Genomic DNA, 26,292 nt, shown 5'->3' on the forward strand with positions numbered 1-26,292 from the left:
CAGCATCACGGTCAAGGGCTAGGGGCTAGGGGGACTCAGTACTGAGCCTGCAAGTGCTCCCAGAAGCCGTCCCGCAGCGCCCGCCGCAGATCGGCCTGTCCCCGCAGCGAGTACTGCAACAGCCCCTCGGCCTCGACCAGCAGGTCCTGGTCCACGGACCCCGGCAGATAGGGATGCCCGGGCAGCAGCTCCCCCACCGTCTCCCGGCCCCGTGCCGCCAGCCACTTCGCCGCGATCTGGGCGCCCACGAAGCGGACGTCCTCACGGGTCGGCCGGGCTGCGGCCGTGGCGTCGTACGTGGGGGCGGCCCGCCGTGACACGTACGGCTTGAAGAAGTCGAGGTCGAGCGTCCGCTGGCTGTCGACCTCCCAGAGCAGCGGCTCCGCCTGGTTGCGGCCCTCGGGCGCCTCAATGCCCCACAGGTGGACCCGCGCCCCGTAGCCCTGGGCCGCCTCGACCGCCGACACCAGGTCCTCGTCCCCGCCGAGGAGCGCCGCGTCGCTGATGGCCCGGTGGCGGGCCAGGGACTCAAGGTCGGTACGGATCAGGGAGTCGACACCCTTCTGCTGGTTGTTCGCGTTGAGGTTGCCGAGCCGGACCTTCACGTCCGGCAGTTCCGCGATCGACTGCTGCTCCGCCGTGTGGATGCGGCGTCTCGCTCCGTCGTACCAGTACACCCGCAGCAGCCGGCTGTCGGCGAAGATCGTGCGCGCCCGGTCGATGAGCGCGTCGATCAGGCCCTCGGCGTCCAGGTCGAAGGACCGCCGGTCCTCCGTTCCGGCGACGAGACGCCCCGCGGCCGCGTAGAGGTAGCCCGCGTCGACGAAGATCGCATGCGTCGAGGGCGTCTTCGCCACCTCGGCGAGCATGCGCTGGAGCAGCTCGTTCGTTCGGTCGATGCGGGCGCCGAGCGCCGTGAGGTCGTCGTCGTTCATATGCATCCATTGTCCCGGCGGTCACGCTGCGAACACAACCGGTCCCAATCAGTCTTCTCCACCTGACGGACATTCGCTCCGCGAGAGCCCGCTCACGGGTGAGTACTTAGGTACTCGAAAATTTTCCTTAGCGTAGGGAATGTTTGAAACCATGCATCGCGTTGACTCAGTAGAGAACGCTGGGCACGCACGCCCCGCGTTCACCATCAGTAGTTCTCCTCAGGAGGATGACCAGACGAAGGGAGAAGCCATGCGCTTCGAAATCATGCGACTCGACGATGTCGACGGTACGCCCGTGGACAGCACCGTCGTGGACGCCGCCTCCGTCAACCGGATCGTTCAGCAGGCCGCGGCCACCGGGCAGCGTCTCTGGATCCGCCCAGCCGAAACAACCGCTTCGTAACCTCGTATCTCGTACCTCGTACCTCGTACCTCGTACCTCGTACCTCGTAACCGTAGCCGCGTCACGCGGACAGCGGACCTTCCCAGGCTTCAGAGCCCCGTACGGCATCGATTCCGTACGGGGCTCTGTGCGTACCCGTGGCCGACTCGAAGGAGCAGGAGCGGAGTGGCCAGGAGGAGGACGCCCGCGATCCCGACCGCCGTCCGGGTGCCGACGAGGCCGGCCAGCAGGCCCCACAGGGCGGTCAGGGCCGCGATGGTGGCCTTGCCGGTGACCGACCACGCGGTGAGGACGCGGGTGACGCGTTCCGTCGCCGTCCGTTCGAGCCGGCAGGTGGTGAACACCGGGTTGAACACGCCGACGGAGGTGATCAGCCCCAGCTCGACGGCCATGACGAGGACGAGACCCGCGGTGCCGGGACCGACGAAGGCCAGCCCGAGCGTCCAGCACGCGCGCAGCGTTCCGGCGGTGAGCATGACCCTGTGCCGCCCGAACCGCGCGACGAGCGGAGGGGCCAGTCGTGAGCCGATCAGCCCGCCGACGCAGGGCGCGGAGAAGGCGAGTGCGTACTGCCAGGGCGCGAACCCCAGGTGGCCGAGCATGAGCACGGCGAGGAGCGGCGCGGTGGCCATGATCAGGCCGTTGACCAGGACGGTGTTGAGGAACAGCGGGCGCAGCGTGGGGTCGGCCAGGATGTGGCGCCAGCCGTCGAGGAGTTCACCGGCGCGTAGCCGCGACTCCTCCTTCTCAGCCTTCTTCTGCGCCTTCCCGGCCTTCCCTGCCTGCTCCGCCCTGTCGGCCTGCTCCCACTTATCGGCCGCCCTGCCGGTACGTACGGGTCGCGGCTCCCCGCCACCGATCGCACGGATGCCCATCGCGGAGAGCAGATAGCTCACCGCGTCGGCCACCACGGTCATCACCGGGCCGAACACCCCGATCGCGGCCCCGCCGAGCGGCGGTCCGAGCATGGTGGCGGTCCAGCTCGTGGCCTCGAACCTCCCGTTCGCCACGAGCAGGTCCTCCGGCCGTACCAGTGCCTTCAGGCAGGCGCCGGCGGCCGCGTTGAAGGTGATGTCGGCCGCGGCGACCACGACCGACACGACCACGAGCTGGACGAAGCTCAGCAGGCCGAGCGCGAACGCGGCGGGGACGCTCAGCAACGCCGTGAACCGGACCAGGTCCATCCCGATCATCACCGGTCGCTTGCGGCGCGCCTCCACCCACGGGCCGAGCGACACCGCCAGCACCGCCCCCACCGCCAGTCCCGCGGCGGCGAGCGCCGACACCTCCATGGGCCCGGCGTGCAGCACCAGAACCGCGATCAGGGGGAACGCGTCGAACGCGAGCCGGGTGCCGAACGTACTGACCGCGTACGCCGCCCACAGCCACCCGAACCGCCGCCCCAGCGACCGTCTGGCGCCCACGCCCAGCACACCCCCACCGCCGCCGCACCCGCACGACCTCGCATCGACCGGTCGACTGCTTGGCCGGTCGGCCGGTCGACGAGCGACAGCAAAGCGCTCGGCGCGGCACCTGATCAAACAACCGTCCGGCCGACCGCCACAACCAGACGTTGTGCACCCGCCCGGACCCGGCCCCGGACGCGGCCACCTCCGCACCCGGACGGTCAGCGGAAGGGCTTCAGAAAGAGTGGCCCCCGCCGGTCCCGGACACCGGGGAGGCCCCGGTCGCCCGTCGCGTGATCTCGCCGTACACCTCGGGATCCGTCGTGTACTCGCCGAGCACGCAGGTCTTGCGGCTGCCGTGGTAGTCCGAGGAGCCCGTGGTGAGCAGCTCCAGCTCGCCCGCCAGTTCGCGCAACCGCGCCCGGGTCTCCGGCTCGTGGTCCATGTGGTCGACCTCGATGCCGTCGAGCCCGGCGGCGGCCATCTTGGCGATCGCGGACTCCGGCACGGTACGGCCCCGCTTGGCGGCGCCCGGGTGCGCGAAGACGGCGACCCCGCCCGCGCCCTTGATCAGCCGGATCGCCTCGAAGGGGTCGGTCTCGTGCTTCTCGACGAAGGCCCGGCCGCCGTCGGCCAGCCAGTCGGCGGTGAAGGCGTCGCCCACGGTCGGTACGACGCCGAGTTCGACGAGGGCGGTGGCGACGTGGGGGCGCCCGACCGACCCGTCTCCAGCGATCCGGGCGACCTGCTCCCAGGTCACGGGTACGCCCAGCTCGTTCAGCTTGGCGATCATGCCGTGGGCCCGCGGCACCCGGTCGTCCCGGACGAGCTCGCGCTCGGCGAGCAGCTCGGGCTCCTCGGGGTCGAAGAGGTACGCCAGCATGTGCATGCTCACACCGTCGATGCGGCAGGAGAGCTCGGCACCGGTGACCAGCGTGAGCCCCTCGGGCACCGCCGCGATCGCCTCGGCGTACCCACGGGTGGTGTCGTGATCGGTCAGCGCGACGACGTCCAGCCCGGCGGCGGCCGCGTTCCGCACCAGCTCGGCCGGGGTGTCCGTACCGTCGGAAGCCGTGGAGTGGCAGTGCAGATCGATACGCACGACACGAACTCCAGGCGACGACGAAGCGGGATCGCTCAAGGATAACCTTCCGCCGCGCGGGCGCGACCAGCCCACAACGACCAGCCCGCAACACCCCGCACTCAAGAACCGAGCCCAACCACCCACGAAACCCGCGGCACCCACGAAACCCCGGCACCCACCAACCCCGACCGCCCAACCCGGCGGAGTCCTACGGCTCCAGGATGCGCGGCGACAAGGCCCCACACGGCAGCAGATCGACCTCCGCCCCCGCGTCCCGCAGATCGGTCAGCACCAGTTCGTCGTACATCAGCAGCCCCGTCGTCTCGGGCCACACGATCGCCCACAGCCACAGGCCGCGCGCCTCGCCGGCGAAGACGGCCCGGTCGTCGGGGGTGCCGGAGACATGCCAAAGCGGGGTCGGGCGGCCGACGGCCAGCACCTTGGCCTGGGGCGGCTTCTCGACGTTCAGGTACGGGCCGGGGTCGGGTCCGTCGATTCCCGCGTACCGTGCGCCGAGCCCGACGCCGAGTTCCTCGGCGACGAGCACCAGCTCCCCCACCCCGCCGAGCGGACCCGGCCCGGAGCAGGCCACGACGGTCCCGCGACCGCCGCTGCGCTCGTCCCCCGCGAAGGCCGCCCCGGTGAACAGCCAGCCGACCGGCAGCGGCCACGGCATCCACACCGGCACCTGGGCACGGCGCACCACGACGCTGAGGGCCTCGACGCTGGGCGGGATCACGGGCTGCAGCGGATGCACGGTTCCGTGCACGTCACACTGCCAGGAGTCGGAGAAGAGTCCGGGAGCCCTGACCCGGCCACCGCACTTCGGGCAACTGGGTTCGCCCCTCATAGGGCCCAACGGTCCTACCCGTCCTTGCTCGCGTCAAGGACGATCACCGTCCGGAGCGGCCCGACCGCCCGGGGAAATTAGATGTAGTTTGCATTAATTAGCCACTCTAACTTAATATGTGCATGCACCAACGATCCCGTGGCGCTGAAGGGGCAGAGAGGAGCAGACATGAGTACAGGAGATCCCGCCAGGCACGCCGGGCCGGACGCGCTCGACGCCGGAGCGGGCGGGGTGTTGCGGCAGCCGAAGGCCGTCTGGGCGACCGCCGGGGCGTCCGTCGTCGCCTTCATGGGCATCGGACTCGTCGACCCGATCCTGCCGTCCATCGCCAAGGGCCTCGACGCGACAGCGGGTCAGGTCTCGCTGCTCTTCACCTCGTACTTCCTGATCACCGCCATCGCGATGCTGGTGACCGGCTTCGTCTCCAGCCGCATCGGCGGCCGGAAGACCCTCCTGCTCGGTCTCGCGCTCGTGGTGGTCTTCGCGGGCCTGTCCGGCACCTCGGGATCGGTCGGCGAACTGGTGGGCTTCCGCGCCGGATGGGGGCTCGGCAACGCGCTGTTCGTGTCCACGGCGCTCGCGGTCATCGTCGGCGCGGCGGCCGGTGGCAGCGCCGCCGCGATCCTGCTGTACGAGTCGGCCCTGGGCCTCGGCATGGCGTGCGGGCCGCTGCTGGGCGCGCTGCTCGGGGACGCGAGCTGGCGGTACCCGTTCTTCGGCACCGCGTTCCTGATGGCGGTCGGGTTCCTGTGCATCACGGCGTTCCTGAAGGAGCAGCCGCGGCCCGCGCGGAAGACGGGACTGCTCGACCCGGTCAAGGCACTCGGCCACGGGGGTCTCGCCTCGGCGGCGGTCTCGGCGTTCTTCTACAACTACACCTTCTTCACCGTGCTGGCCTTCACACCGTTCGTGCTCGACATGAGCCCGTACCGGTCGGGGGCGGTGTTCTTCTGCTGGGGCGTGCTGCTCGCGGTGTTCTCGGTGATCGTGGCGCCGCGGCTCCAGGAGCGGTTCGGTTCACTGCGGGTGCTGGGAGGTTCGCTGCTGCTGCTCGCCGCGGACGTACTGGTCCTCGGGTACGGCGACCACGCCACCGCCGTCGTCTGCACCGTTGTGTCGGGCGCGGCCATCGGCGTGAACAACACCGTCTACACGGAGCTGGCGTTGGGCGTCTCGGACGCGCCGCGGCCCGTGGCCAGCGCCGGGTACAACTTCGTGCGGTGGTTCGCGGCGGCCGCCGCCCCGTACTTCGCGCCGAAGATCGAGGGGTGGACCGACGTCCACGTTCCCTTCGTGGTCGCCGCGGCGACGGCGGTGGCGGGCGCCCTCGTCGTCCTCGTACGGCGGAAGGCGCTCACGAAGGAAGCGGAGGAGCACCAGCCGCAGCACGCCAAGGAGGACGGCGTCACCGTCTTCGCCGACTGAGACGGCAGACACGCAGACGCACAGACAGGCAGACAGGCAGATACGGCAGACACACGAACCCGGGCACTCCAGCTCCGCCGACCAACCGTCAGCGGTCAACTGACCGGCACAGGGGCCGTTTTCGGCCACATGCCACGGTCAGCCCAGAGTCAGCCCAGGGACACCGGCCGCCGGGACGGGTCGCGCAGGTCCGTGCCGTCGGCGAGCCAGCGCTCCTGGAGGGCCTGGGCTCCGTGGACGCGCTTCCAGGCTGCCTCGTTCGGAGTCATCGGCAGCAGCGGCAGGAAGCGCACGGGCTCGGCCGGCGCGTCCAGCTCCAGGTCCTCCACCAGGCCGCCGGACTCGGCCACCAGGACGGACGTGAACGGGGCCCCGGGCCACAGCGGCCCACCCACGTCGAGCGAGGCCCCGGGGGCCACCACCACACCCTCCACCTGCGGGGACGCGGCGAGCACGGCGAGCGGGCGGAGCACCTTGTCGGTGTCGGCGCCGGCGCCGCGCCGGACCGTAAGGACCAGCTCGGCGCGCGGGCCCCTGACCAGGTCGGCGACAACGGCGGTCGGGTCGGCCATCGGCTGGGCGGACATGCCGAGCGTGGCGTAGCGGACGATGTCGTCCTCTGTGAAACGGAGCACCTCGATGCGATCCGCGCCCAGGAAGGTCACCGCGGCGCGCGCGTCCGGTTCGCCCAGCGCAGAACGCAAACGGGCTTCCACCAAAGGAAGAACATCGGCCATGAGCCGAGCATAGAACTCGTCAGCGAAGGGCAAAGCGGCGCCTTGACTCCGAGGGCTGCTGTTATTCTTGAGCCCCGGTCGGGGCAGCACGCCGAAGCGTCGCTGTCAAGCCTCGACCCGCTGAAACTTCCCCTACGGGGACCGGGGCCCCGAGGGGCCCGGGATTGGATCGTCCCCTACGGGGGACCGGCCGGAGGAGGTGGGGCTGCAATGGACCGAAGTCGACCGTGCAGTACCACCCGCTCTTCCGGCCATCGCGTTCCGTAACTCCGGCTCTGGCTGTCGCTCCGTCGGCCGCTGCCTCCCGCACCCGCGTCACATCCGCTGCCGTGTCGCCGGTGCACCACGGAAGAGCACGTCATTCCGCCTGATCTTCCTGATCGGGCCGATCGACCGGACGCCGCAGACCCAGCTCGAAACCGCACCCGAGCCAGATCTCGTCGTTTCCTTCGATCCGTCCGATCTGTCGATCTTTCTTGATCTGCCTCGATCTGCCTTGGCTGTCCTGACTGCCTCGACTGTCTTGACTGCCTTGATCTGAATCAAGCGAAGCTGCCACCGCGACGGTGCGGTGCTCCCCGCTTTGTGGACGTGCCAAACATCATTCCCTGCCTCAAGGGCGGGGAGACGCCTTGTCAGGACGTCCCCATTCCGGGCAGTTCCAACCGCCGCCGACGGCCTTTCGTCACGAAGGAGACTGCCATGTCGATGATCCGTGACCTGCGTGCCGCGGTCCGCCCCCGTCCGTCGCTGCGCAAGAACGGCACGGCGTACACCACCGCGCACACGGCCGAGAACAACTCGGCGGTCGTGGACTGCGCCGTCTACCGAGGCGGCGAACGCCTCACCGCCGACCGGAACCTGACGCCGCATGAGGCGATCCGTCAGGTGCGCCGGGACGGAGGGTTCGTGTGGATCGGCCTGCACGAGCCGACCGAGGCCGAGTTCGCCGACATCGCGGCCGAGTTCGGGCTGCACCCGCTGGCCGTGGAGGACGCGGTCCACGCCCACCAGCGGCCGAAGCTGGAGCGGTACGACGACACGCTGTTCACGGTCTTCAAGACCGTCCACTACGTGGAGCACGACGAGCTGACCGCGTCCAGCGAGATCGTCGAGACCGGCGAGGTCATGTGCTTCACCGGACGGGACTTCTTCATCACCGTGCGGCACGGCGGGAAGGGGTCCCTGCGGGCGCTGCGGCACCGGCTGCAGGAGGACCCGGAGCTGCTGGCCAAAGGACCCTCGGCGGTGCTGCACGCCATCGCGGACCACGTCGTGGACGGGTACATCGCGGTGGCGGAGGCCATGCAGGACGACATCGACGAGGTGGAGACGGAGGTCTTCTCCCCGGGCCGCAAGGGCACGCCACGCGGTACCGACGCGAGCCGGATCTACCAGCTCAAGCGCGAGGTGCTGGAGTTCAAGCGCGCGGTGTCGCCCCTGGTGCGGCCGATGCAGCTGCTGAGCGAGCGCCCGATGCGGCTGATCGACCCGGACATCCAGAAGTACTTCCGGGACGTGGCCGACCACCTCACCCAGGTCCAGGAGCAGGTCCTCGGCTTCGACGAGCTGCTCAACTCGATCCTCCAGGCGAACCTGGCGCAGGCCTCGGTGGCGCAGAACGAGGACATGCGCAAGATCACGTCGTGGGCCGCGATCATCGCCGTGCCGACGATGGTGTGCGGGGTGTACGGCATGAACTTCGACTACATGCCGGAGCTGCACTGGAAGTACGGCTACCCGCTGGTGCTGAGCGTCACCGTGGCCCTCTGCTTCGGCATCCACCGCACACTCAAGCGCAACGGCTGGCTGTGAGCGTGGGCCTCCGCACTGTCGGTGGCGCTGTCGGTGGCGCTCGTTAGGCTTTCCCCATGACCGTCACCGACACGCTGCTCGACCGGGCCCTGGTCGAGGAGGCCACCAAGAAGTCCGGGCTCATCTGGGTCCAGGGCACCGGCGCGCCGTCCCGCGCCCTGTGGCACGTCTGGCACGAGGGCGCGGCGTGCGTGGTCGGCGACGGGCCGGGCGAGCAGCCACTGCCGGGCCTGGTGGACGGCGCCGAGGCGGTCGTGACCGTCCGCAGCAAGGACAAGGGCGGCCGCCTGACCACATGGACGGCGAAGGTCACCGAGCTCGCGCCGGGGTCCCCCGCCTGGGAGGCCGCGGTCGCCGAGCTGAAGGGCAAGCGTCTGAACGCCCCCGACGGGGAGGCCATGCCCGAGCGCTGGTCGCGCGAGTGCCGGGTGCTCCGCCTGGAGCCGACAGGAGCGACGGTACCGCTGCCCGACTCTTCGCTGGCTGCGGCACCACTTCCGAGTCCGGCTGTCACTCGTCGACCCATACCCGCCGGGCTCCCCCGCCTGCTGCTCAAAAAACGCAAGCGCTAGGTGTATGTGCGGCCGCGCCCCTGGAGGAGCGCGGTGGGCATCCCTACGACGACGGCAGCTGTTTGCCGTAGTCCACGACTTCGTCCTCCGAGGGTTCCTCCAAGGGGAACCGCTTGTCCCAGTCGCTGAGGCGGATGGTGCCCGCGTCGCCCGCCCGGACGAGGCGGAGGGGGTACGGGGTGCCCTCCAGGGACACGTCGAGGGTGCCGCCGGAGCCGTCGTCGCCGGTGATGCGGATCGTGCGGAGGCCGCCCTGCTCGTGGCGCCCGGCCGTCGCGAGGGTGCCGTGCAGCGTCAACAGGCCGTCCAGCAGGACGTCCTTGTCCGTGAAACCGCTGAAGCGCCGGTACGACGGGTCGCCCGTCGGTACCTTCACATACATCCCTTCCAGCTTGTCCGCGGCCGCCGTGTCGGACTTGCTGTCGCTCCCCTTGTCGTCCTCGTGCTCCCAGAACTCCTTGTCGGCCTTCAGGAACAGGTGCTCTCCGACCCGCAGCAGCCGGAACGTCGAGCCCTCCGACGTCACCGAGCCCGTACCGCCGTCCTCGGCTAGCCGCATGTCCAGCCTGTACGTGCGGCCCTTGCTCACCACGGTCCCGGACAGCCGCACCGTGTCCGCCGACTTCGCCGCCGCCGCCGTCCGGCTCTGGATCTTGGCGGCCGACAGCTTCCCGAGCCCGTTCGTGCCCGCGTCGGGGTCCTCCTCGGCGCACCCTGTCAACCCGGACCCGGCCACCACCAGCGCACAGATCGCGCCGACCATCGCGCCCCTTCGGGTACGGGGGATCACAGTCACAGGCGGGACACCTCTCGTACGGGGGCACTCAACTGCGTACCGCAGCGTACCGGGGCCCCGCGCGCCCCTCGGAGGCAGTCCGTCCGCGGTGCTCACCAGGGCGTATCCGACCGGGACGGGCTAGCCTGAAGCCCATCCAGGTGGACATTCCCGCATGAAACGGAGGCGTGACACATGGCGGCCGGCGTGCCCCGGATCTTCGTCTCCCACCTCTCCGGTATCGCCGTCTTCGACCCCAACGGAGACCAGGTGGGCCGTGTCCGCGACCTCGTCGCCATGCTCCGTGTCGGCCGCAAACCCCCACGACTGCTGGGGCTGGTCGTGGAGCTGACGACCCGGCGCCGCATCTTCCTGCCCATGACCCGGGTCACCGGCATCGAGTCGGGGCAGGTCATCACCACAGGAGTGCTGAACGTCCGCCGGTTCGAGCAGCGGCCCACCGAGCGGCTGGTCCTCGGTGAGCTCCTCGACCGGCGGGTACGGCTCGTGGAGACCGGGGAGGAGGTGACGGTCCTCGACATCTCCGTGCAGCAGCTGCCCGCCCGCCGGGAGTGGGAGATCGACCGTGTCTTCGTACGGAAGGGGAGGAGCGGCGCCTTCCGGCGCAGCCGGGGAGAGACGCTCACCGTCGAGTGGTCCGCCGTCACGGGGTTCTCACTGGAGGAGCACGGGCAGGGTGCGGAGAGTCTGCTCGCCACCTTCGAGCAGCTGAAGCCCGCGGACCTCGCCAACGTGCTGCACCATCTGTCCGCCAAGCGCCGCGTCGAGGTCGCCTCCGCCCTCGACGACGACCGCCTCGCCGACGTACTGGAGGAGCTGCCGGAGGACGACCAGGTCGAGATCCTCGGCAAGCTCAAGGAGGAGCGGGCCGCGGACGTCCTGGAGGCCATGGATCCGGATGACGCCGCCGACCTGCTCTCCGAGCTCCCGGAGGAGGACAAGGAGCGGCTGCTGACGCTGATGGAGCCGGACGAGGCCGCCGACGTGCGCAGACTCATGGCGTACGAGGAGAAGACCGCCGGCGGGCTGATGACCACCGAGCCCATCGTGCTGCGGCCCGACGCGACGGTCGCCGACGCGCTCGCCCGCGTCCGCAACCCCGACCTGTCCCCCGCGCTCGCCGCCCAGGTGTACGTGTGCCGTCCGCCGGACGAGACCCCGACCGGGAAGTACCTGGGGACCGTCCACTTCCAGCGGCTGCTGCGCGACCCGCCGTACACCCTGGTCAGCGCGCTCCTCGACGACTCCCTCCAGACACTCGGCCCCGAGGCTCCGCTGCCCGTCGTGGCCGGGTTCTTCGCGACGTACGACATGGTCGCGGCGCCCGTCGTGGACGAGAGCGGCTCGCTGCTGGGTGCGGTGACGGTGGACGACGTGCTCGACCACATGCTGCCGGAGGACTGGCGGGAGACGGAGTTCCATCTGAACGAGGGGGCGAACACGCATGCCTCCTGAGCGCGAGGGACGCGAGCGCGCCCACGCCGCCCGTGAGCGCACGCCCGCCGGCGCCACGGCCAGCGCCCGCGCCCGCCTCGACCAACCACTCGCGCGTCGCCGGAGGCTGGTGCCGGAGTGGGACGCGGAGGCCTTCGGGAAGCTGTCCGAGCGGATCGCGCGGTTCATCGGCACCGGACGGTTCATCGTCTGGATGACGGTCGTCGTCGTCCTGTGGGTGGGGTGGAACGTGGCCATGCCCGCCCATCTGCGTTTCGACAGGTACCCGTTCATCCTCCTGACCCTGGCGCTGTCGCTCCAGGCCTCGTACGCCGCGCCCCTGATCCTCCTCGCGCAGAACCGCCAGGCCGACCGCGACCGGGTCAACCTCGAACAGGACCGCCAGCAGAACGAGCGGTCGATCGCGGGCACGGAGTATCTGACGCGGGAGGTCGCGGCCCTGCGGATGGGCCTCGGCGAGGTCGCCACCCGGGACTGGATCCGCTCCGAACTCCAGGACGTCGTCAGGGATCTGGACGGTCACCGGGCGAACGGACCCGGCGACGAACGCGGCCACGGCCCCGGTGACGGAGGCCGCCGCGTATTCCCGGCCGAGCCGGACGGCGGACGTGACGTGGACGACCGCTGACGGGCTCCCAGGGCCCCCGCGGGTCGCCGTACCATCGTCCTATGGCTACGGAAGACGCGGTGCGCGAGGCACTGGCGACGGTGAACGATCCCGAGATCAACCGCCCCATCACCGAGCTCGGGATGGTCAAATCGGTGGAGATCGGCTCGGACGGAGCGGTCGCGGTCACCGTGTACCTGACGGTCTCCGGCTGCCCGATGCGGGACACGATCACGCAGCGCGTGACGGACGCGGTCTCGCGGGTCGAGGGGGTCACAGGCGTCGACGTCACGCTGGACGTCATGAGCGACGAGCAGCGCAAGGAACTGGCGTCCGCGCTGCGCGGCGGCCAGGCCGAGCGCGAGGTCCCCTTCGCCAAGCCGGGCTCGCTGACCCGCGTGTACGCGGTGGCCTCCGGCAAGGGCGGCGTCGGCAAGTCCTCCGTGACCGTGAACCTGGCGGCGGCGATGGCGGCGGACGGCCTGAAGGTCGGCGTCGTGGACGCCGACATCTACGGCCACTCCGTGCCGCGCATGCTGGGCGCCGACGGACGCCCCACCCAGGTCGAGAACATGATCATGCCGCCGTCCGCGAACGGTGTGAAGGTCATCTCGATCGGCATGTTCACCCCGGGCAACGCGCCCGTCGTGTGGCGCGGCCCGATGCTCCACCGCGCGCTCCAGCAGTTCCTGGCGGACGTGTACTGGGGCGACCTGGACGTCCTGCTCCTGGACCTGCCCCCGGGCACGGGTGACATCGCCATCTCGGTCGCCCAGTTGGTCCCGAACGCCGAGATCCTGGTCGTGACGACGCCTCAGCAGGCGGCGGCGGAGGTCGCGGAACGGGCCGGCTCCATCGCGGTGCAGACCCACCAGAAGATCGTCGGTGTGGTCGAGAACATGTCGGGCCTGCCCTGCCCGCACTGCGGTGAGATGGTCGACGTCTTCGGCACGGGCGGCGGCCAGGCGGTGGCCGACGGTCTGTCACGTACCACGGGCACGACAGTCCCGGTGCTGGGAGACATCCCGATCGACGTCCGCCTCCGCGAGGGCGGCGACGAGGGCAAGCCGGTCGTTCTCACGGACCCCGAGTCCCCGGCGGGCTCGGCCCTGCGTGCGATCGCGGGGAAGCTGGGCGGCCGGCAGCGCGGGCTGTCGGGCATGTCGCTGGGGATCACACCGAAGAACAAGTTCTAGAGGGTCGTGCGACGGCGGGGGCGCCGTACTCCAACGGCGCCCCTCCCGGCCGAGCGCCGCAGGCTACCCGTACGCCCTGATGTCCTTGATCACGGCGAAGCCCAGCCCGTACGCACTCATCCCCCTGCCGTACGCGCCCACGTGGACGCCCTCCGGCGTGGAGCCCGCGAGGACCCAGCCGAACTCGGACTCCCGGTAGTGGAAGGGCGTGGGGACGCCGTCCACGGGGAGGGAGAGGGTGGTCCAGTCGGGGCCGTTCAGATCGTCCGCGAGGACCCAGGCGGTCTCGGTCTGCTGGTCCAGCCAGTCGTCCCGCAGGCTGTGGTCCATCTGGCCGGGCCAGGTGAACGACAGCAGCCCCACACCGGCCAGCCAGGCCGCCGAGGAGACCGAGGTGGCCTCCAGCACCCCCGTGCCGTCCGCGCTCCGCCGTACGGGGTTCGCGGCGACCGTGACCACGATGGCGAAGCGCTCCTTGCCGTCCTCGCCGGTGCCCTCGTTGCGGATCGAGGGTTCGTCGCCGTGCCCGATCGATCCGTACTCGACGGCGCCGTCGGCCGCGGTACCCACCTGCACCAGCCAGCGCGGCCCCGTGAAGGCCTCGTCGAGGCCGTACCACGGGAAGGGCGCCCGCAGGTAGCTGTCGACCGTGCGCCGGGCGGAGGGGTCCGGTTGTCCGTCCTCCGCGACCGGCGCCTGCGCGCCTACCCGACTCGTCGTGTCCATGTGCCCGGACGCCTCCTCGCTCTCGGCGGACCGGAGCGGCCCGCCCCCCTCGGGCGTCGTCGCTCACACTCATACGGTCCGCACATCAACTGGGCAGCATAGCCACAGCTCTGCGAGCAGGAGGGAAAGCGCCCGGCGCGCGAGGCGCGCACGGGGCTGGTTCACGCCGTACGAGGGATGGTGCGGGTATGACTCGCGTCACGTCGGAGGCGTGCGGCCCTTCGGGCGACCCGGGTGCTGCTCGGGTGGCGTACGGCTCAGGTGGCGTCCATGTCGAAGGGCGGGCGCTCGACCTGCCGGCTCGTCCGGGGCTTCTTGGTCAGGTCGACGGTGCCGCCGCTGCCGCCGACGGACCCGGCGGTGGCACCCGTGGACGCCTCCGCCTCCTGGCCGTTCACCGCGTCCGTGATCTCGGCCACTTCCTTCTTCAGGTCGAAGCCGTTACGGATCTCCTTGATGCCCAGCTCGTCGTTGTCCAGCTGCTTGCGGATGAACGTCTTGGGGTTGAGGTCCTCGAACTCGAAGTCCTTGAACTCCGGGCCGAGCTCCTGCCGGATGTCCTGTTTGGCACTCTCGGAGAAATCGCGGATCTTGCGGATGGTGCGCGTGACATCCTGGATCATCTTGGGGAGCTTCTCCGGGCCGAAGATGAGCACGGCGAGGACGACGAGCGTCACCAGCTCTAGCGGTCCTATGTCATTGAACACCTGAAGCTCCTTGCGATGTCCTCGGCCCTGTCCGTCGGCCCTCCGGGTCGTTCCGTGGTGACTTCCGTGGTCCGGGCCGGGTCCACGGTACCCGGCGTTCCTGTCCGTCCGGTACTGCCACGGCGCTCCCGGGTTCGTCTACAGGGCCCGTTTTCCGCGAAGTTCACCGTTCGGAGGTGGTTCGGGGTGTGTGCTGTGAACTGCTGTCCATCGTGCCCGCCCCGCTCACCCGCCGGAGGAGCCGAGAGTCAGGGTGACTTTCCTGGCCCGGCCGTCGCGCTGAAGGGTCAGTTCCAGCCGGTCGCCGGGGCGGTGGGCGCGGATCTTGACGATGAGCTCCTCACCTGAGTGGATGCGCTGTCCGCCGACCTCGGTGATGACGTCGCCCGCCTTGATGCCCGCCTTGTACCCGGGGCCGCCGACGTTGACCGGAGGCCGGCCGCCGCTGCCTTCGGTGCCGACCCGTGCGCCGTCCCCCGCGTAGTCCATGTCGAGCGTGACGCCGATGACGGGGTGGGTCGCCCTGCCTGTGTTGATCAGTTCCTCGGCGACGCGCTTGCCCTGGTTGATGGGAATGGCGAAGCCGAGCCCTATCGAACCGGCCTGCCCGCCCTCCAGGTCCGAGCCGGTACCGGCGGAGCGGATCGCGCTGTTGATGCCGATCACACGGGCGCCCGCGTCGACGAGCGGGCCGCCGGAGTTGCCCGGGTTGATCGGGGCGTCGGTCTGCAGCGCGTCCACGTAACTGACGTCGCTGCCGTCGCCCTTCTCTCCGCCCGCGGTGATGGGGCGCTCCTTGGCGCTGATGATGCCCGAGGTGACGGTGTTGGACAGCTCGAAGGGGGCCCCGATGGCGACGACGGGGTCGCCGACCTGGACGTTGTCGGAGTCACCGAGGGGCAGCGGCTTGAGCCCGCTCACGCCCGTGACCTTGACCACAGCGAGGTCGTAGCCGCTGTCCCGGCCGACGACGGTGGCCTTGGCGGTCTCGCCGCCGCTGAAGGTCACGGAGATCTCGCCGTCGTCACCGGCGGGCTCCACGACATGGTTGTTGGTGAGGATGTGCCCTCGCTTGTCGAGCACGAAGCCGGTGCCGGTGCCCTGCGCGTCCGCGCCGCTCACGTGCAGCGTGACCACGCTGGGCAGCGCGCTGGCGGCGATCCCGGCGACGCTGTCGGGCGCGCGGCCCTTGGCGCCGTTCCCGTCCTGGGGCAACTCGACGCCCCCGATCCCGCCGTTCCGCTCCAGATAGGAGCCGACGGCTCCGCCGATCCCGCCGGCTCCGAGCGCGAGCAGCACGGCGCCCAGGACGAGGGTCTTCCGCGCCCGCTTGCGCCGCTGGTCCTGGGTCGGGACCGCGGCACCGTTCTGCTGGAGCGGGCCGGGGGCGGCCGCCCAGGGATCGTAGTTCTGCCAGGGGTCGCGGGACGGGGGTCCGATGGGGGCCGCGGGCGGCTGGGGGGTGCCGCCGGAGTACGTGGCCTCCTGGGCGGGGGCCGGAGCGGGTGTGCCGTCCGGGACGCGGGTGGCTCCCTGCTCGGGCGGAGGCGTGGGCTCGGGGGAAGCGGCCGGCATGGTGGCGCCCTGGGGCGCGCCGACGGCCGGGCCTGGCATCGGGGGCGCCGTGGCCTGCGCTGCGGCGGGCACGCCGTGGGGCGGGGGCATCTGCGGAACGGCCGTACCGTGCGCGGGAGTTCCCGGGTGCTGCACCGGCGGCGCGGGTGCCCATGGCCCCGGCTCGCCGTAGGGCGGGGTGCTGTAGGGATCGGGGTCGTGCAGCGGCTTGGGCCGCTCGCCGAAGGCCCCTTCGGGAGCCTCCGCACGGGCGCCGGCCTCACTGCCCCGGGGTATGTCGGCCCCGGGTATGGGACGGGAGGCCGCGTCGCCGACGGGCACGGCACTCGCCGGTACGGCACCGGTGGGCACGGCGCTCGCGGGTACCGCATCGGTGGGCACGGCGCTCCCCGGTACGGCACCAATGGGCGCGGCACTCGCCGGTACCGCATCGGTGGGCACGGCACTCGCCGGTACGGCACCGGTGGGCGCGGGGTGGCCTGCGGCCTCGGCCACACTGCTCGCCTCGGTCACCGCACCGACCTCGGGCACGGGCTCGGGCTCGGGCACGGGCGCGGCGTCGGGCGCGGAGTTGGCGTCAGGCACGGGTGCAGGTGCGGGCACGGGCTCAGGCCGGGGCGTGGACTCAGGCGCGGACTCAGGCGCGGGCGCGGACTCAGGCGCGGGCGCGGACTCAGGCGCGGGCGCGGACGCAGGCCCAGGCGTCGCGGCAGCAACCGGCCGTTCGAGCTCGAAGTCGCCCTCACCGCCTCGCTCTTCACGCACGGGGGCACGGCTCTCGGCCCGCGTCGCCCCGCCCTCGGGCCGGGCCAGTTCGAAGTCGCCGTCGGTCGCCGCGCGACCGTCGGGAGCCGCCTCGTCCGGGCGCCGCAACTCGAAGTCGCCGCCACCGTCGCCCTCGCCGGCGTCAGTTGCTCCCGCCCTCACTGTCACCGCCGCACTCGCCTCCGCCGGACCGGCCACGCCGTCCTGAACCGCCGCCGCACTCGCCCCCACATCACCCTGGCCGACCGAGGAACCCTTAGACGGGTCCTCGGTGCCCCCGCCCCCCGGCTGCACGCCACGACCGTCCTCAGGCCCCGACGGGACTCTCATCGCCGTCATGTGCTCCGGCGTCAGGTCGGCCCCCGTGCCCTGGGCTCGTGGGCGGCTCCACCACTTCGCCTTCGTGGGCTTCCCCTCGTTCATGCTCTCCCCACACCTGGCCCGCGGCACGACTCGCCGGCGGTCATCGCAGATCGTCGACTCCGCGTCCGGGGTCACCCCGGCGGACGCGGCCCAGCATGGATTCAACCAGGTTCAGGGGCCGCGGCGCAGTGCACGGGGTCAGGGGACCGTGGGCGGGGTGGGTGCGGGGGACGTGGTCGCGGCGGGGGCGGTCAGCAGGCCGGGAGTGGTCAGCAGGCCCGGGGCGGTGAGCTCCAGTGGCGTCGGCCACTGAGCGGACAGCACCTGCGGGTGTGCCGGGAGCGGCCGTATGAGCGGGGACATCGCGGCCGCGTCGGCCACGACAGGTGCGGTCAGCGGATGCGCGGACTGCCGGCCCTGGCCGGCCGGAGCGGGGATTCCGGGCAGCAGAGGTGCGGACACCTCGGTGGGCGCCACGGGGGCGTCGCCCGTCGACCCGTAGCCCTGTCCGAGCAGCGGTGCCACGGATCCGCGGCGGCGCTGTGACTCGGGGACGGTGGTGGTGCCCGAACCGGGCGCCCGCATCGGCGTCACATTGCTTCCCGAACCGGAACCGCCCCGTGTCTCCGTGGTGTCCACGGGTCCGCCGGTGGACACCCCGCCGAGCGCGATGGCGGCCAGCGACACCGCTCCGGCCGCGACGAAGGCGAAACGCAGGCCCCGCGAGGCCTGCCGCTCGGCGTCGTGACGCCCGACGTGGTGGATGCGGAAGCCACGCTGGCCAGCGCCGTCCTCGTCGGCAACGGGCCCGGCGGTCTTCGCGCCCTCGGCGGACCCGCTCGCGTCGGTCCGGGCGGGCTCACGGCTCTCCGCGGCTCCCCCGACCCCGGGCAGGCCCGGGCCCCGGTCGCCGAAGAACCCGCGCTCGCCGCCGGGCAGCCCGCGCTCGCCGAAGAATCCCCGTCCGCCGGCGAGCCCGCGGCCACCGAACAGGCCGCGCTCCTCCGACGGCGACAGCACACCGGCGTGCGGCCCCGACGGGACGTATCCGAAGGGCTCGCCGCTCACTCCGAAGACTCCGGGGCCTCCGGCGACCCTGGGGTCACCGGGGAGCCCCGCGCGTCCACCCGGGCCCGGAAGTCTTCCGCCGAAGCCTCCCCCACCCAGCGGCAGGCCACGGCCGTCGAGGTCGCCTCCGCCGGGAAGCCCCTGGAGGCGGGCCAGGAAGCTCTCGGAGGGCGAGGGAGGGGCTGCCTCCGCGAACACGTTCTTCAGCCGACGCTGGGCGTCCGCCTCCGCCTTGCACTTCGCACAGGTGGCGAGGTGGGCCAGGACGCGCTCACGCGCGTCATGACCGAGCTCTCCGTCCACCAGGGCGGAGAGTCGGTCCCCAAGATGCTGGTCGGCGACGCGGCGCTCGCCGGGATGCGGTCGTGATCCACTCACGCGGTAGCGCCCCCTCCTCCCAGCGCGGGCACGCCCACCACGAATCCCCGGCGCTCGGCACGGGCCTCCGGCGAACGGTGCGCGAGGGCCTTGCGGAGCTGGGAGCGGCCGCGGTGGATCCGGGAACGCACCGTGCCGAGCTTCACGCCGAGGGTCGCGGCGATCTCCTCGTACGACAGTCCTTCGATGTCGCAGAGCACCACGGCGGCGCGGAACTCGGGCGCGAGGGTGTCGAGGGCCTGCTGGACGTCAGCGTCGAAGTGCGAGTCGTTGAAGACCTGCTGCGGGGACGGCTCACGGCTGGGCAGCCGCTCGGCCGCGTCCTCACCGAGCGCGTCGAAGCGGATGCGCTGCTTGCGGCGCACCATGTCCAGGAAGAGGTTCGTGGTGATGCGGTGCAGCCAGCCTTCGAAGGTGCCCGGCGTGTAGGTGGACAGGGAGCGGAAGACGCGGACGAAGACCTCCTGGGTGAGGTCCTCCGCGTCGTGCTGGTTTCCGGTGAGGCGGTATGCCAGTCGGTAGACGCGGCCGCTGTGGGTGCTGACGATCTCCTCCCAGGTGGGCGGAGTCCACGCCTGCCCGTCCGCGTCGGTGGAGAAGGTCGCGGTCTGGGTGAAGTCAGCGGCGTGGTTGCGGTCAGCGGTGTCGTTCACGGATTTCGGCCTGCCTGCCGACCCGAGGAAGCGCCTCAGCACTCCTCCCCGATCCCCAGGCGCAGCCGCACCTCCCCTGTCGGCTCTGGTGGTGTCCAGTGGAGCCCCTACCATAGCCACCTCGCCCGTTAGCTCCGGATAAGCGGTTTTACGAGATTTTGATACACGCTGACACGGCTGATGGCCCTGCGTCAGCACTTGCTCGGCGTCGTGATCCATCCAGTATCCCCCGGCCTCCTTGCCACCCCCTCTAAACGACCGGTCCCATCTGCGGGTTCCCGACGCCAACGGATACAGTCACGCCGAGGCAACCACGGGGACAGGAGAGGGTCATTACCGGCAACCGGCCGACTAGCTGGGCGTTCGCCGACGCCTTTGTCGCCGAGGACGAAGCACTGCACTGGGCCCGTGACCGGGCCCGCGAGGCAGGGCTGCGCTCGGTGTCGCCCAGCACGGGCGCCGCGCTGCGGTTGCTCGCCGCCACCGTGGACGCGAAGGCGGTGGCGGAGATCGGGACCGGGACCGGCGTCTCCGGGCTCCATCTGCTGCGCGGTATGCGGCCGGACGGGGTGCTGACCACCGTGGATCCGGAGCCGGAGCACCAGCAGTTCGCCCGGCAGGCCTTCCGCGCCTGCGGCTTCGCCAGCAACCGGGCCCGTTTCATCCCGGGCCGCGCCCTGGACGTCCTCCCCCGGCTCGCGGACGCCGGCTACGACCTCGTCTTCTGCGACGGTGACCGGCTGGAGTACCTGGAGTACCTCGCTGAATCGTTGCGCCTTCTCCGCCCCGGCGGCCTGGTGGTCTTCGAGGGTGTCTTCGCCCACGGCCGGACCATCGACTCGGGCCCGCAGCCCACGGAGGTCATACGCATCCGCGAGCTGCTGCGCACGGTCCGGGAGAGCCAGGACCTGCTGCCGTCGCTGCTGCCGGTGGGCGACGGGCTGCTGTGCGCGGTCAAGCGGTGACCACGCACGTCCCTGGAGCGTTCGCTCAACGGCTGACCGCGTAGCGGGCGCCCGTCGGGGGTGCGGCGTCACGTGCCGACCGGCGGAACCGGCCCCGGGGAACAGTCACTCCGGAGAACGCTCCGGAGAAACAACTACCCCGGCACCGCACGTTCGGTACCGGGGTAGTTGAAAGGGTATGGTCGCTTCCCAGCGTCAGCCGACGACCTTCTTGAGGGCGTCGCCGAGGGCGTCGGCCTCGTCAGGGGTCAGCTCGACGACGAGCCGACCGCCGCCTTCGAGCGGAACGCGCATGACGATGCCCCGCCCCTCCTTGGTCACCTCGAGCGGGCCGTCGCCCGTCCGCGGCTTCATGGCCGCCATGCTCGTTCCCCTTCCTGAAACCAGCTCACCGTCAGCCGACGGCCCCTTGAAGGGCACGCGCGCTCGTTACTCGGACACGCGACACCGGCATCGAACACATTGCTTCCAGGCCATTATCCCGCATCTCAGGACCCGATGACCAACATCAGTCGGCATCGCTTGAGCAACGCACGCGAGCAAAACCACTCAATTCGGCGATGTGGCTGCGATACTGCGCGACCGCGGGGAGATCCGCCGGAGTTCCACCGGCCGGAATTCTTTGACGCAGGTCACATGTCCTGCCCGCGCCACCGCCGGTGATCTCCGCCATGCTGTGCGATGACGCAGGGACGTACCGCCCGGTACGCCGGAGCCGCGACACGGAGGGGAACCGACATGGCCGACACCGTGCTCTACGAAGTGAGTGACGGGCTGGCGACGATCACGCTGAACCGCCCGGAGGCGATGAACGCGCTGAACGTCGAGACCAAGGTCGCCCTCCGGGAGGCCGCGCGGTCCGCCGCCGCCGACGACGCCGTACGGGCCGTGCTGCTGACGGCCGCCGGGGACCGCGCGTTCTGTGTGGGGCAGGACCTGAAGGAGCACATCGGGCTGCTGGCGGCGGACCGCGAGACCGGCTCCGGCCAGACCATGAGCACCGTACGCGAGCACTACAACCCGATCGTGCGGGCGCTGGCCGGGATGGCGAAGCCCGTGGTGGCCGGGGTGAACGGGGTCGCGGCCGGAGCGGGCCTCGGCTTCGCCCTCGCCGCGGACTACCGGGTCGTCGCGGACACGGCGTCCTTCAACACGTCGTTCGCCGGGGTCGCGCTGACCGCCGACTCCGGTGTCTCGTGGACCCTGCCGCGGGTCGTCGGCCCGGGGCGCGCCACCGACCTGCTGCTCTTCCCGCGCGGCATCAAGGCCCAGGAGGCGTACGAGCTGGGCATCGCGAGCCGGGTCGTCCCGGCGGCCGAGCTGCGGGCCGAGGCGGAGAAGGCGGCCCGGACGCTGGCCGAGGGCCCGACGCTGGCGTACGCGGCGCTGAAGGAAGCCGTCGCGTACGGGCTGTCCCACTCGCTGGAGGAGACGCTGGACAAGGAGGACGAGTTGCAGACGCGGGCGGGTTCCTCGGCGGACCACGGGATCGCGGTGCAGGCGTTCGTCAACAAGGAGAAGCCGAAGTACCTGGGACGGTGAGGGCCGGGGTCGGGGTCGAGATCAGGGCACGGGGGCGGACCGCGCGGCTGCTCAGCGGCGTCTTGCCGTGCAGTCCTCCAGGTGGTCGTCGACCAGGCCGCACGCCTGCATCAGCGCGTATGCCGTCGTGGGCCCCACGAAGCGCAGGCCCCGCTTCTTGAGGGCCTTCGACAGGGCCGTCGACTCCTCCGTGACGGCCGGTACGTCGGCGAGGGTCCTCGGGACGGGACGGGTCGCGCGGTCCGGGGCGTGGGACCAGATCAACTCGTCCAGCTCGCCCGGGGACCACTCGGCCAGCAGGCGGGCGTTGGCGAGGGTCGCGTCGACCTTGGCGCGGTTGCGGATGATGCCGGGGTCGGCGAGGAGACGGGCACGGTCGTCGTCGGTGAACGTCGCCACCGCGGCGATCTTGAAGTCGGCGAAGGCGGCCCGGAAGCCGGGGCGGCGGCGCAGGATGGTGATCCAGGAGAGCCCGGACTGGAAGGCCTCCAGGGAGAGCCGCTCGAACAGGGCGTCGTCACCGTGCACCGGGCGGCCCCACTCCTCGTCGTGGTACGCCACGTAGTCCTCGGTCGACAGCGCCCACGGGCAGCGCAGCCTGCCGTCCGGTCCCGCTGCCGCGCTGCCGCTCACTGGTCGCCCTCCTCCGGCTTGTGCAGCGAGCTGGAGGAGGCGCCCGTCGTCGCGTGGGCGGCGGCGAGGGCGGCCTCCAGTTCCGCGATCCGGCTGTCCCGCTCGGCGAGTTCGGCGCCGAGTCGGCCGAGGGCGTCGTCCACGTCCGTCATGCGGTAGCCGCGCAAGCCGACGGGGAAGCGGAGAGTCTCCACGTCCGCGCGGTTCACCGGGCGGTCCTGCGGCAGGGGGTCCTCGACCCGCTCGGGCCCGGCCTCGGGCAGGGTGGCGCTCTCGCCGCCGCCCACCACGGCGAGCGTCACCGCGGCGACCACGACGGCCAGCGCGACGACCAGGAACAGGAACATGAACATCGCTGAGGTACCCCTTCTATCGTGCCGCGCCTGTCGGGGCGCCTCGGCCGGTGCCGAGTGGGCGACGCGCTGTGCGCCGGCACGGAAGTCGAAGTCGAATGTGTCCGGCTCCGATCGTGCCATGCGAGTCTGACAGCTAGGGTCACAGGCGGCTAAGCAGCGGGACGTACGGGAAGAGGTCACAGGGGATGCTCAGGCTGGGCAGGCGTGAATTCGGCACGCACGAGCCGGTGATCATGGCGATCGTGAACCGGACGCCCGACTCCTTCTACGACCAGGGGGCCACCTTCCAGGACGAGCCCGCACTCGCGCGCGTCGAGGAGGCGGTGGCCGAGGGCGCCGCGATCATCGACATCGGCGGGGTCAAGGCCGGGCCCGGCGAGGAAGTGACGGCCGAGGAGGAGGCCCGGCGGACCGTGGGCTTCGTCGCGGAGGTCCGGCGTCGGTTCCCCGATGTCGTCATCAGTGTCGACACCTGGCGGCACGAGGTGGGTGAGGCGGTCTGCGAGGCGGGGGCGGATCTGCTCAACGACGCGTGGGGCGGGGTGGACCCCCGGCTGGCGGAGGTCGCGGCGCGGTACGGGGTGGGACTGGTGTGTACGCACGCGGGCGGTGCCCAGCCGCGTACCCGCCCTCATCGCGTCACGTACGACGACGTCATGGCCGACATCCTGCGGGTGACCGTGGGGCTGGCTGAACGTGCGGTGGCCCTCGGGGTGCCCCGGGAGGCGGTGCTCATCGATCCCGGGCACGACTTCGGCAAGAACACGCGGCACAGTCTGGAGGCGACGCGGCGGCTGGGCGAGATGGTCGCCACGGGGTGGCCGGTGCTCGTGTCCCTGTCCAACAAGGACTTCGTCGGGGAGACGCTGGACAAACCGGTGAAGGAGCGGGTGGTCGGGACGCTGGCGACGACGGCGGTGTCGGCCTGGCTGGGGGCGCAGGTGTATCGGGTGCACGAGGTGGCGGAGACCCGTCAGGTGCTGGAGATGGTGGCGTCGATCGCCGGGCACCGCGCGCCGGCCGTGGCGCGGCGGGGGCTGGCGTAGGTCCGGGGGCGGTTTTCGTCGCCTCCGCCGCCCCTACCCGTCCCATCCCTTCCTGGGGGCTGCCGCCCCCAGACCCCCGCTTGTCGGCCTGAACGGCCTCGTCCTCACACGCCGGGCGGGCTGGAAATCCAACCCCGGCCGGGGCGGCCCCCTACCGGCCCGCCTCCTTCGACACCAGCGCCACCGCCTCGTCCACGTCGTCGGTCAGGTGGAACAGGAGCAGGTCCGTCTCCGCGGCCTTGCCCTGGGCCACGAGGGTGTTCCGGAGCCAGTCGACGAGGCCGCCCCAGTACGCGGTGCCGAAGAGGACGATGGGGAAGCGGGTGACCTTCTGGGTCTGGACCAGGGTCAGGGCCTCGAAGAGTTCGTCGAGGGTGCCGAGCCCACCCGGCAGGACCACGAATCCCTGCGCGTACTTGACGAACATCATCTTCCGGACGAAGAAGTAGCGGAAGTTGAGGCCGATGTCGACGTAGGGGTTCAGGCCCTGTTCGAAGGGGAGCTCGATGCCGAGGCCGACCGAGATGCCCCTCGCCTCGACGGCACCCTTGTTGGCCGCCTCCATGGCGCCCGGACCGCCACCGGTGATGACGGCGAAGCCCGCGTCGACCAGGCCCCGCCCGAGGGCGACTCCCGCCTCGTACTCGCGAGAGTCCACCGGAGTCCGCGCCGAGCCGAACACGCTGATCGCGGGTGGGAGTTCCGCCAGCGTGCCGAAGCCCTCGATGAACTCCGACTGGATGCGCAGGACCCGCCAGGGGTCGGTGTGGACCCAGTCGGAGGGACCGCCCGCGTCCAGCAGCCGCTGGTCCGTCGTGCTCGCCTGCACCTGACCGCGCCTGCGCAGTACGGGACCCAACCGCTGCTCCTCCGGTGGCTGCTTCTTGCCCTCCGGGTTACCGGTAGCCATGTGCGCTCCCTCCGCCTTGCTGGTCGTTCCGCCTCAGCGTAGATCCACGCGGGTTACGGACGCGGGACCTGGACATGTCCGCCATGAACCGTCACGGCAATCGGTGTGCCGCGGTGTGGTCAGGACGTCAGCCACTCCCTCAGGCGCTCCTCGCCCGCGAGGATCTTCGCCGTCTCCACCCGCTCGTCGCGCTTGTGCGCCAGGTGCGGGTTGCCGGGGCCGTAGTTGACGGCGGGGACGCCCAGCGCGCTGAAGCGGGACACGTCCGTCCAGCCGTACTTGGGCTGCGGGGTGCCGCCGACCGACTCGATGAAGGCGGCGGCCGCCGGGTGGGACAGACCGGGCAGCGCCGCACCGCTGTGGTCGTCCACCACGAACTCCTCCACCCCGCAGTCCGCGAAGACCTCGCGGACATGGGCCAGCGCCTCCGCCTCGGTGCGGTCCGGCGCGTAGCGGAAGTTGACCGTGACCACGCACTCGTCGGGGATCACGTTGCCGGCCACGCCGCCCGAGATGCCGACCGCGTTCAGGCCCTCCCGGTACTCCAGGCCGTCGATCACCGGGTAGCGCGGCTCGTACGCCGCCAGCCGTGCCAGGATCGGGGCCGCCGCGTGGATGGCGTTGGACCCCATCCAGCCGCGCGCCGAGTGCGCTCGCTCGCCCTTCGTCTTCAGCAGCACCCTCAGGGTGCCCTGGCAGCCGCCCTCGACCTGGCCGTCCGAGGGTTCGAGGAGGACCGCGAAATCGCCCTCCAGCCACTCCGGGTGGGCCTCCGCCATATGCTTCAGGCCGTTCAGATGTGCGGCGACCTCCTCGTTGTCGTAGAAGACGAAGGTCACATCGCGGTTCGGCTCCGGGACCGTGGCGGCGATCCGCAGCTGGACCGCCACCCCCGACTTCATGTCGCACGTGCCGCAGCCCCACAGCACGCCGTCCTCGTCCAGCCGTGACGGCACGTTGTCCGCGATGGGGACCGTGTCGATGTGTCCGGCGAGGATCACGCGCTCGGCGCGGCCCAGGTGCGTACGGGCCACGACGTTGTCGCCGTACCGGTCGACCGTCAGGTGCGGCAGGGCGCGCAGCGCGCCCTCGATCGCGTCCGCGAGCGGCTTCTCGCTGCCGCTCTCGGAGGGGACGTCGACGAGCTGCGCGGTCAGCCGCGCGGCGTCCAGCGTGAGGTCAAGCGGGGTGTCGGCCATGCCGACGACCATAACGCCCTGCGCGGCCCGCGCCGACCGCCCACCGGAATGCGTCCTTCCGTGTCCGGATCTCGTCACCCTGGCCCTGTGATCACAGAGGCACCGGTGGCCGACAGGTGTCTCCG

The 26,292-nt window shown here is 71.3% G+C and carries 27 protein-coding genes; 11 read left to right on the forward strand and 16 right to left on the reverse strand.

The features are described 5' to 3' along the window. Window positions 1-35: 35 nt before the first annotated feature. Window positions 36-941, reverse strand: a complete 906-nt coding sequence (locus IE262_RS10175; protein ID WP_134029461.1) for an NYN domain-containing protein — start codon at window positions 939-941, stop codon at window positions 36-38. Between the two features lie 244 nt (window positions 942-1,185). Between IE262_RS10175 and IE262_RS10180 the strand changes: the two genes are divergently transcribed. Continuing rightward, a complete protein-coding gene (locus IE262_RS10180; RefSeq protein WP_131571793.1) occupies window positions 1,186-1,338 on the forward strand; it encodes a DUF8834 family protein in 153 nt (50 codons plus the stop codon). Between the two features lie 89 nt (window positions 1,339-1,427). Here the strand turns inward: IE262_RS10180 and IE262_RS10185 are convergent, their stop codons facing one another. The 3 genes from IE262_RS10185 to IE262_RS10195 form a co-directional block, all read right to left on the reverse strand. Next, entirely contained in the window at window positions 1,428-2,762 is a 1,335-nt protein-coding gene (locus IE262_RS10185) for an MFS transporter (protein WP_189872984.1), read from the reverse strand. A 217-nt stretch (window positions 2,763-2,979) separates the two neighbouring features. Further along, entirely contained in the window at window positions 2,980-3,846 is an 867-nt protein-coding gene (locus tag IE262_RS10190) for a PHP domain-containing protein (protein WP_134029457.1), read from the reverse strand. Between the two features lie 190 nt (window positions 3,847-4,036). Beyond that, window positions 4,037-4,678 carry a DUF6758 family protein gene (locus tag IE262_RS10195; RefSeq protein WP_134029455.1) on the reverse strand — a complete coding sequence of 214 codons (642 nt, stop codon included), beginning with the start codon at window positions 4,676-4,678 and terminating at the stop codon, window positions 4,037-4,039. A 168-nt stretch (window positions 4,679-4,846) separates the two neighbouring features. Here IE262_RS10195 and IE262_RS10200 point away from each other — a divergent pair, with 168 nt between their 5' ends. Further along, complete coding sequence (locus tag IE262_RS10200; protein ID WP_189872986.1) at window positions 4,847-6,103, forward strand: MFS transporter; 1,257 nt, start codon at window positions 4,847-4,849, stop codon at window positions 6,101-6,103. A 149-nt stretch (window positions 6,104-6,252) separates the two neighbouring features. Here IE262_RS10200 and IE262_RS10205 read toward each other — a convergent pair whose 3' ends face one another. Then, the gene (locus tag IE262_RS10205) at window positions 6,253-6,840 is read right to left on the reverse strand and encodes a suppressor of fused domain protein (RefSeq protein WP_189872988.1); all 588 of its coding nucleotides are present in this window, start codon (window positions 6,838-6,840) and stop codon (window positions 6,253-6,255) included. Window positions 6,841-7,039: 199 nt separating this feature from the next. On the opposite strand from IE262_RS10205, the gene IE262_RS10210 reads away from it, so the two are divergent. The 3 genes from IE262_RS10210 (at window position 7,040) to IE262_RS10220 (ending at window position 9,227) form a co-directional block, all read left to right on the forward strand. Then, complete coding sequence (locus IE262_RS10210; RefSeq protein ID WP_189872991.1) at window positions 7,040-7,381, forward strand: hypothetical protein; 342 nt, start codon at window positions 7,040-7,042, stop codon at window positions 7,379-7,381. 161 nt (window positions 7,382-7,542) lie between these two features. Further along, on the forward strand, window positions 7,543-8,655 hold the full coding sequence (locus IE262_RS10215) for a magnesium and cobalt transport protein CorA (RefSeq protein ID WP_134029447.1): 1,113 nt from the start codon (window positions 7,543-7,545) through the stop codon (window positions 8,653-8,655). Between the two features lie 56 nt (window positions 8,656-8,711). After that, complete coding sequence (locus tag IE262_RS10220) at window positions 8,712-9,227, forward strand: hypothetical protein (protein ID WP_189872992.1); 516 nt, start codon at window positions 8,712-8,714, stop codon at window positions 9,225-9,227. A gap of 43 nt (window positions 9,228-9,270) precedes the next feature. On the opposite strand, the gene IE262_RS10225 is transcribed toward IE262_RS10220, so the two are convergent. Beyond that, window positions 9,271-10,023: a hypothetical protein gene (locus IE262_RS10225; RefSeq protein WP_189872994.1), complete on the reverse strand. Its 753-nt coding sequence runs from the start codon at window positions 10,021-10,023 to the stop codon at window positions 9,271-9,273. Window positions 10,024-10,197: 174 nt separating this feature from the next. Between IE262_RS10225 and IE262_RS10230 the strand changes: the two genes are divergently transcribed. Genes IE262_RS10230 through IE262_RS10240 form a run of 3 tightly spaced genes read left to right on the forward strand, consistent with a single transcriptional unit; the run spans window position 10,198 to window position 13,281 of the window. Further along, window positions 10,198-11,478 (forward strand): magnesium transporter MgtE N-terminal domain-containing protein, encoded by a 1,281-nt coding sequence (locus IE262_RS10230; protein WP_189872996.1) that lies wholly within the window; start codon window positions 10,198-10,200, stop codon window positions 11,476-11,478. Next, window positions 11,468-12,106 (forward strand): DUF1003 domain-containing protein, encoded by a 639-nt coding sequence (locus IE262_RS10235; RefSeq protein ID WP_189872998.1) that lies wholly within the window; start codon window positions 11,468-11,470, stop codon window positions 12,104-12,106. The genes IE262_RS10230 and IE262_RS10235 overlap by 11 nt, the downstream gene beginning before the upstream one ends. Before the next feature lie 41 nt (window positions 12,107-12,147). Then, window positions 12,148-13,281 (forward strand): Mrp/NBP35 family ATP-binding protein, encoded by a 1,134-nt coding sequence (locus IE262_RS10240; protein WP_134029441.1) that lies wholly within the window; start codon window positions 12,148-12,150, stop codon window positions 13,279-13,281. Window positions 13,282-13,344: 63 nt separating this feature from the next. On the opposite strand, the gene IE262_RS10245 is transcribed toward IE262_RS10240, so the two are convergent. The 5 genes from IE262_RS10245 to sigE all read right to left on the reverse strand — a co-directional run bounded on the left by IE262_RS10245 (window position 13,345) and on the right by sigE (window position 19,558). Further along, entirely contained in the window at window positions 13,345-14,007 is a 663-nt protein-coding gene (locus IE262_RS10245; protein ID WP_134029439.1) for a hypothetical protein, read from the reverse strand. 257 nt (window positions 14,008-14,264) lie between these two features. Next, window positions 14,265-14,714 (reverse strand): sec-independent translocase, encoded by a 450-nt coding sequence (locus IE262_RS10250; protein WP_189873000.1) that lies wholly within the window; start codon window positions 14,712-14,714, stop codon window positions 14,265-14,267. A 225-nt stretch (window positions 14,715-14,939) separates the two neighbouring features. Continuing rightward, complete coding sequence (locus tag IE262_RS10255) at window positions 14,940-16,892, reverse strand: S1C family serine protease (protein ID WP_373305036.1); 1,953 nt, start codon at window positions 16,890-16,892, stop codon at window positions 14,940-14,942. A gap of 723 nt (window positions 16,893-17,615) precedes the next feature. Next, window positions 17,616-18,863: a zf-HC2 domain-containing protein gene (locus tag IE262_RS10260; RefSeq protein ID WP_189873003.1), complete on the reverse strand. Its 1,248-nt coding sequence runs from the start codon at window positions 18,861-18,863 to the stop codon at window positions 17,616-17,618. Beyond that, window positions 18,860-19,558: an RNA polymerase sigma factor SigE gene (gene sigE / locus IE262_RS10265; protein ID WP_131571918.1), complete on the reverse strand. Its 699-nt coding sequence runs from the start codon at window positions 19,556-19,558 to the stop codon at window positions 18,860-18,862. The genes IE262_RS10260 and sigE overlap by 4 nt, the downstream gene beginning before the upstream one ends. Before the next feature lie 224 nt (window positions 19,559-19,782). Between sigE and IE262_RS10270 the strand changes: the two genes are divergently transcribed. Further along, window positions 19,783-20,481, forward strand: a complete 699-nt coding sequence (locus IE262_RS10270; RefSeq protein WP_134029433.1) for an O-methyltransferase — start codon at window positions 19,783-19,785, stop codon at window positions 20,479-20,481. Window positions 20,482-20,676: 195 nt separating this feature from the next. On the opposite strand, the gene IE262_RS10275 is transcribed toward IE262_RS10270, so the two are convergent. Continuing rightward, window positions 20,677-20,844: a DUF3117 domain-containing protein gene (locus IE262_RS10275; protein ID WP_003966491.1), complete on the reverse strand. Its 168-nt coding sequence runs from the start codon at window positions 20,842-20,844 to the stop codon at window positions 20,677-20,679. Between the two features lie 375 nt (window positions 20,845-21,219). Between IE262_RS10275 and chcB the strand changes: the two genes are divergently transcribed. Next, window positions 21,220-22,023 (forward strand): 2-cyclohexenylcarbonyl CoA isomerase, encoded by an 804-nt coding sequence (gene chcB / locus IE262_RS10280; protein WP_189873005.1) that lies wholly within the window; start codon window positions 21,220-21,222, stop codon window positions 22,021-22,023. Window positions 22,024-22,074: 51 nt separating this feature from the next. Here chcB and IE262_RS10285 read toward each other — a convergent pair whose 3' ends face one another. Both IE262_RS10285 and IE262_RS10290 read right to left on the reverse strand, forming a co-directional pair. After that, entirely contained in the window at window positions 22,075-22,656 is a 582-nt protein-coding gene (locus tag IE262_RS10285; RefSeq protein WP_134029429.1) for a DNA-3-methyladenine glycosylase I, read from the reverse strand. Continuing rightward, window positions 22,653-23,009 carry a DivIVA domain-containing protein gene (locus IE262_RS10290; RefSeq protein ID WP_189873007.1) on the reverse strand — a complete coding sequence of 119 codons (357 nt, stop codon included), beginning with the start codon at window positions 23,007-23,009 and terminating at the stop codon, window positions 22,653-22,655. The genes IE262_RS10285 and IE262_RS10290 overlap by 4 nt, the downstream gene beginning before the upstream one ends. 188 nt (window positions 23,010-23,197) lie before the next feature. On the opposite strand from IE262_RS10290, the gene folP reads away from it, so the two are divergent. Next, a complete protein-coding gene (gene folP / locus IE262_RS10295; protein ID WP_134029426.1) occupies window positions 23,198-24,058 on the forward strand; it encodes a dihydropteroate synthase in 861 nt (286 codons plus the stop codon). 151 nt (window positions 24,059-24,209) lie between these two features. On the opposite strand, the gene IE262_RS10300 is transcribed toward folP, so the two are convergent. Together IE262_RS10300 and dapE are read right to left on the reverse strand one after the other, a co-directional pair. Beyond that, on the reverse strand, window positions 24,210-24,968 hold the full coding sequence (locus tag IE262_RS10300; RefSeq protein WP_189873009.1) for an LOG family protein: 759 nt from the start codon (window positions 24,966-24,968) through the stop codon (window positions 24,210-24,212). 119 nt (window positions 24,969-25,087) lie between these two features. Further along, on the reverse strand, window positions 25,088-26,167 hold the full coding sequence (gene dapE, locus IE262_RS10305) for a succinyl-diaminopimelate desuccinylase (RefSeq protein WP_189873011.1): 1,080 nt from the start codon (window positions 26,165-26,167) through the stop codon (window positions 25,088-25,090). Window positions 26,168-26,292: the final 125 nt, after the last annotated feature.

Source organism: Streptomyces bluensis, from assembly GCF_014650715.1.
GTDB lineage: Bacteria > Actinomycetota > Actinomycetes > Streptomycetales > Streptomycetaceae > Streptomyces > Streptomyces bluensis.

What these genes read in the sequence shown, in the direction of transcription:
- IE262_RS10290 (WP_189873007.1), bottom strand. Translation starts at nt 23,009, where the DNA reads ATGTTCATGTTCCTGTTCCTGGTCGTCGCGCTGGCCGTCGTGGTCGCC.
- IE262_RS10215 (WP_134029447.1), top strand. Translation starts at nt 7,543, where the DNA reads ATGTCGATGATCCGTGACCTGCGTGCCGCGGTCCGCCCCCGTCCGTCG.
- IE262_RS10240 (WP_134029441.1), top strand. Translation starts at nt 12,148, where the DNA reads ATGGCTACGGAAGACGCGGTGCGCGAGGCACTGGCGACGGTGAACGAT.
- IE262_RS10300 (WP_189873009.1), bottom strand. Translation starts at nt 24,968, where the DNA reads ATGGCTACCGGTAACCCGGAGGGCAAGAAGCAGCCACCGGAGGAGCAG.
- IE262_RS10200 (WP_189872986.1), top strand. Translation starts at nt 4,847, where the DNA reads ATGAGTACAGGAGATCCCGCCAGGCACGCCGGGCCGGACGCGCTCGAC.
- IE262_RS10195 (WP_134029455.1), bottom strand. Translation starts at nt 4,678, where the DNA reads ATGAGGGGCGAACCCAGTTGCCCGAAGTGCGGTGGCCGGGTCAGGGCT.
- IE262_RS10180 (WP_131571793.1), top strand. Translation starts at nt 1,186, where the DNA reads ATGCGCTTCGAAATCATGCGACTCGACGATGTCGACGGTACGCCCGTG.
- IE262_RS10220 (WP_189872992.1), top strand. Translation starts at nt 8,712, where the DNA reads ATGACCGTCACCGACACGCTGCTCGACCGGGCCCTGGTCGAGGAGGCC.
- IE262_RS10175 (WP_134029461.1), bottom strand. Translation starts at nt 941, where the DNA reads ATGCATATGAACGACGACGACCTCACGGCGCTCGGCGCCCGCATCGAC.
- IE262_RS10205 (WP_189872988.1), bottom strand. Translation starts at nt 6,840, where the DNA reads ATGGCCGATGTTCTTCCTTTGGTGGAAGCCCGTTTGCGTTCTGCGCTG.
- IE262_RS10245 (WP_134029439.1), bottom strand. Translation starts at nt 14,007, where the DNA reads ATGGACACGACGAGTCGGGTAGGCGCGCAGGCGCCGGTCGCGGAGGAC.
- dapE (WP_189873011.1), bottom strand. Translation starts at nt 26,167, where the DNA reads ATGGCCGACACCCCGCTTGACCTCACGCTGGACGCCGCGCGGCTGACC.
- chcB (WP_189873005.1), top strand. Translation starts at nt 21,220, where the DNA reads ATGGCCGACACCGTGCTCTACGAAGTGAGTGACGGGCTGGCGACGATC.
- IE262_RS10275 (WP_003966491.1), bottom strand. Translation starts at nt 20,844, where the DNA reads ATGGCGGCCATGAAGCCGCGGACGGGCGACGGCCCGCTCGAGGTGACC.
- IE262_RS10235 (WP_189872998.1), top strand. Translation starts at nt 11,468, where the DNA reads ATGCCTCCTGAGCGCGAGGGACGCGAGCGCGCCCACGCCGCCCGTGAG.
- IE262_RS10230 (WP_189872996.1), top strand. Translation starts at nt 10,198, where the DNA reads ATGGCGGCCGGCGTGCCCCGGATCTTCGTCTCCCACCTCTCCGGTATC.
- folP (WP_134029426.1), top strand. Translation starts at nt 23,198, where the DNA reads ATGCTCAGGCTGGGCAGGCGTGAATTCGGCACGCACGAGCCGGTGATC.